Consider the following 3,666-nt stretch of genomic DNA (forward strand, 5'->3'; position numbering starts at 1 on the left):
AGCCGCCCGGGCCCCGGCCGGCCGGTGGCCCGCCCCCCCGCCCTGGTGGGGGCCCTCGGCCGTGTCCGGGTCGCCCTCTGGCGGCCGGGGCTCAGACATCCAGGGCGGGCTCAGATGTCCAGGACTCAGATGTCGAGGACGATGCACGAGGCCGCCGGCGCCTCGATCGAGCCGCCGCGCACCGGTATACCCGTCTCCGGGTCCACCCTGAACCAGGTGACGTCGCCCGACCGTTCGTTGGCCACGTACAGCGTCCCGGCCGCGTGGGCGAGGGCGCGCGGCCAGTGGCCGCCGCAGGGCACGGTGGCGACCAGGCGCAGCCCGGCGTCCTCGACGGCGAGCACCGAGAGGACGTCCGCGCCGCGGGTGGCCGTCCAGACGAAACGCCCGTCGGGTGACGTGACGATGCCCGAGGGGTACGCGTCGCCCTCGGGTGCCTCCGGGAGCACCGAGGTCTCTCCCACTGCCTCCAGCGGGCCGTCAGGGGCGTTCCAGCGGCACACCGTGACCGTGGCGGCGAGTTCGTTCAGCACGAGCGCGATCGGCCGGTGCGGGTGGAGGGCGAGGTGGCGCGGCCCCGAGCCCGGCCGCAGGGCCGTCTCGTGAAGCACGACGGGGACGCCGTCCGCCAGCGCGCACACCCGCACCGAGTCCGTGCCGAGGTCGACGCTCAGGAAGTGGCGGCCGTCCGGGGCGGAGACCACCTGGTGGGCGTGCGGGGCACGACGGGGGGCGCCGGGACCCGAGCCGGTGTGCCGGAGCGTGCCGGACGCGGAGGGGGCGAGGGTGCCGTCGGGGCGCAGGGGGACGGCGGTGACGCTGCCGGAGCCGTGGTCGGCGGTCAGCACGTGGCCGGCGTGCAGACACAGATGCGTGGGGCCGCCGCCCACCGCCACGGGGAGTCCGGTCAACTCGGGCCTGTCGCCGGTCACCCGGTAGGCGGCCACGGTTCCCTCGGGCCGCTCGCCGACCGCGTAGAGGGTGGAACCGTCCGGGGAGAGGGCGAGGTAGGACGGGTCGGGGACGTCGTCCGCGCCGCCGATGACGGTCAGCGCTCCGCTCTCCTCGTCCACGGCGGCGGTGAGGACGCCGAGGCCGCCCGCCGAGGTGAACGACCCGATGTAGGCCCGTCGTGGCCGCCGTCCGCCCTCCGCCCGAGGCGCTGTCGTCACTGCCGTCCCCTCCCGCTCGCCCGGTGTGCGGGCGAAGAGTAGCAGCAGGTCTAGACCAAAGTCCGCACGAGGGTCGAGCCGCGCAGCGGAGGGGCGAGGTCCGCCAAGGCGCGTTCCAGGCCGTGGAGGTGCGCGAGGGCCTGTTCCACGCCGGGGTGGCGGCCGGGGTGCGAGGCGCAGGCGTGTGCCGGGGCGGGGCGGTCGGGCAGCGCGCCGACCAGCGTCTCCACGGCCGATTCGACGCGGCGGCAGGCAGCGGTGAGGAGGGCCTCGTGGGAGGCGTCCGGGTCGGCTCCGGCAGCCACGGGGTGGGGTGTGCGTGCCGTCCCGTGTCCGTCGCGGGTGGCCCGCACGGCCTCCCCGAGCCCCCGGACCTCGCGGGCACAGTCGTCGAGCAGGGCGAGCACCCGGCGGGCCCTCTCCTTGCGCGGGCGCAGCGGGTTCAGCGGGTGGACCAGGGGCCCGAGGGACAGCCGTACGCGTCCGAGGAGCGCCTCGAGTTCCGCCACGTGCGGCGCCGGGTCCGCGTCGGGGTCCCCCGCCAGGCTCCGGGCCGCCGTCGCGGTGCAGTCGCGCACCGCGTGCAGGGCCCGTCCCACCCACCGGTCGGTCACGGCGTGCGTGGTGACGGGGAGGATCACCGCCACGGCGAGCGCGGCGCCGAGCGCGCCGACCCCGGTCTGAGCGAGACGGAGGCCGAGGAGCGCGGGGTCGAGGACGCCGAGGAGGCCGTAGAGCAGGGCCGCCATGACGGTGACGCACAGCATCATCCAGGAGTACGACACCGCGGCGGTGTAGAAGATCCCGAACACGCAGAGCGCCACCAGCGCGGCGGTCGGGGCCGGGGCGCCGTGCAGGGGGACGGCGACCAGGAGGCCGACGAGGATGCCGGTGACCGTGCCGAGGAGGCGGCGGAAACCCCGGACCAGGGTCTCACCGCGCGAGGTGGTGTTCACGAAGATCCACCAGGCGGTGCCGACGGCCCAGTACCAGCGCTCCTGCGACAGGACCTGCCCGACGGCCATGGCGAAGGCGCAGGCGGCGCTCGTCTGGAAGGCCTGGCGGGTGGTGGACCGGGCGAGTCCGCGGCCGTCGCCCGGGGCGGGGGCCGCCGGTGGCGGGAAGCGCCGCTCGACGCACCAGACGCCGAAGCGCACGGCCGAGGTGGCCGCCAGTGCGAGGGTCATCGCCGCGTACAGCTCCGGCAGCTGGCCGGGGACGGCGTGCAGGAACTGGGTGACGAAGAAGGTCATGAAGGCGAAAATGCCGAGCGCGTGGCCGCGCGGCCCCCAGCGGCGGGCGTGCACACCGCAGAAGATCACCACCAGCCAGACCACGTCGCGCAGCGCCGGCACGTCGTGCAGCACGGTCGCGAGGGCCAGGACCGGGAAGCCCGCGGCGGGCAGCAGGGCGGTGGTGAGCACCTGGCCGCGCACGGTGGCATCGGTGACCGTGAAGAGAGCGAGGAGTGCCGCGAGCCCGCCGGTGATCGAGGCCGTCAGCGACAGTCCGGCCGTCTCCGCCGAGGCCACCGCGAGAGAGATGCCCAGCACCGCCCGCAGCGCGACCCGCAGCCTCAGGCGCCCCGGGTCCGGAGCCATGAACATCCTCTTCACCGCCGGCCGCCCGCCCTCTCCCGTTCGTTTCGGCCCGGACGGGCCCCTGAAGCCCGGCCACTGGAGCCCTTTCCACGCCTCCACGGCATGGAAAGGGCGCCGCGGGCACGGACCGGCCTCATTGCCGTCCTGCGCTGCGCGGCGCCATCGATGGTCATCAGGAAAGCACCGGAGGCCCGATGGCTCAACCGGCGTGCCGCTCACTGGGCCATTGGTACAGTCGGCCCTGGGCGGCGGATGACAGAGGGAGGCCAACGGACCATGGCGGTGGACGAGCTCGACACCCGCATCCTGCGGCTGCTGCTGGACCGGCCGCGCACCAGCGTGCGCGAGTACGCCCGCATCCTCGGCGTCGCCCGGGGCACGCTGCAGGCCCGCCTCGACCGGCTGGAACGCGAGGGCGTGATCACGGGCACGGGGCCGTTCCTCTCCCCCGCCGCGCTCGGCCATCCCGTGCTGGCGTTCGTGCACATCGAGGTGACGCAGGGGCACCTGGACGACGTGGGGGACGCGTTGGCAGCAGTGCCTGAGATCATCGAAGCCTTCTCGATCACCGGTGGCGGCGATCTGCTGACCCGGGTCGTGGCCCGGGACAACGCGCATCTGGAGGACGTCATCCAGGCACTGATCAGTCTTCCGGGCGTCGTGCGCACGCGCACGGAGGTCGCGCTCAGGGAGCGGGTGCCCCACCGGCTGTCGCCGCTGGTGGAGTCGATCGGCGCGGCGGCGGGCCGGGCGGCCACGCGGAACTGAGCGGCCGGGAGCGGGCGCCCCCGGCTGCGATGCGGGCGTACGCACGGACACCGGCCGGCCGACGGCGGGGCCTCGACGCGGTGACGGGAGCAGCCCGGTTCGCCGAAGGGGGCGGCGAACCGGGC

General features: G+C 75.3%; 3 protein-coding genes. 1 reads left to right on the forward strand and 2 read right to left on the reverse strand.

Annotation, left to right across the window (positions count from 1 at the left end; all coding sequences use genetic code 11):
• Positions 1-125 precede the first annotated feature (125 nt).
• Both ACFU5F_RS42115 and ACFU5F_RS42120 read right to left on the reverse strand, forming a co-directional pair.
• A complete protein-coding gene (locus ACFU5F_RS42115) occupies positions 126-1,172 on the reverse strand; it encodes a lactonase family protein (RefSeq protein WP_383898956.1) in 1,047 nt (348 codons plus the stop codon).
• Between the two features lie 50 nt (positions 1,173-1,222).
• Positions 1,223-2,779: an FUSC family protein gene (locus ACFU5F_RS42120; RefSeq protein WP_383898958.1), complete on the reverse strand. Its 1,557-nt coding sequence runs from the start codon at positions 2,777-2,779 to the stop codon at positions 1,223-1,225.
• A 270-nt stretch (positions 2,780-3,049) separates the two neighbouring features.
• Between ACFU5F_RS42120 and ACFU5F_RS42125 the strand changes: the two genes are divergently transcribed.
• Complete coding sequence (locus ACFU5F_RS42125) at positions 3,050-3,541, forward strand: Lrp/AsnC family transcriptional regulator (RefSeq protein WP_383898960.1); 492 nt, start codon at positions 3,050-3,052, stop codon at positions 3,539-3,541.
• Positions 3,542-3,666 lie beyond the last annotated feature (125 nt).

It is taken from the genome of Streptomyces sp. NPDC057438, assembly GCF_042802995.1.
GTDB lineage: Bacteria > Actinomycetota > Actinomycetes > Streptomycetales > Streptomycetaceae > Streptomyces.

Coding starts and splice junctions, on each gene's coding strand:
- ACFU5F_RS42120 (WP_383898958.1), bottom strand. CDS start 2,779: ATGTTCATGGCTCCGGACCCGGGGCGCCTGAGGCTGCGGGTCGCGCTG.
- ACFU5F_RS42125 (WP_383898960.1), top strand. CDS start 3,050: ATGGCGGTGGACGAGCTCGACACCCGCATCCTGCGGCTGCTGCTGGAC.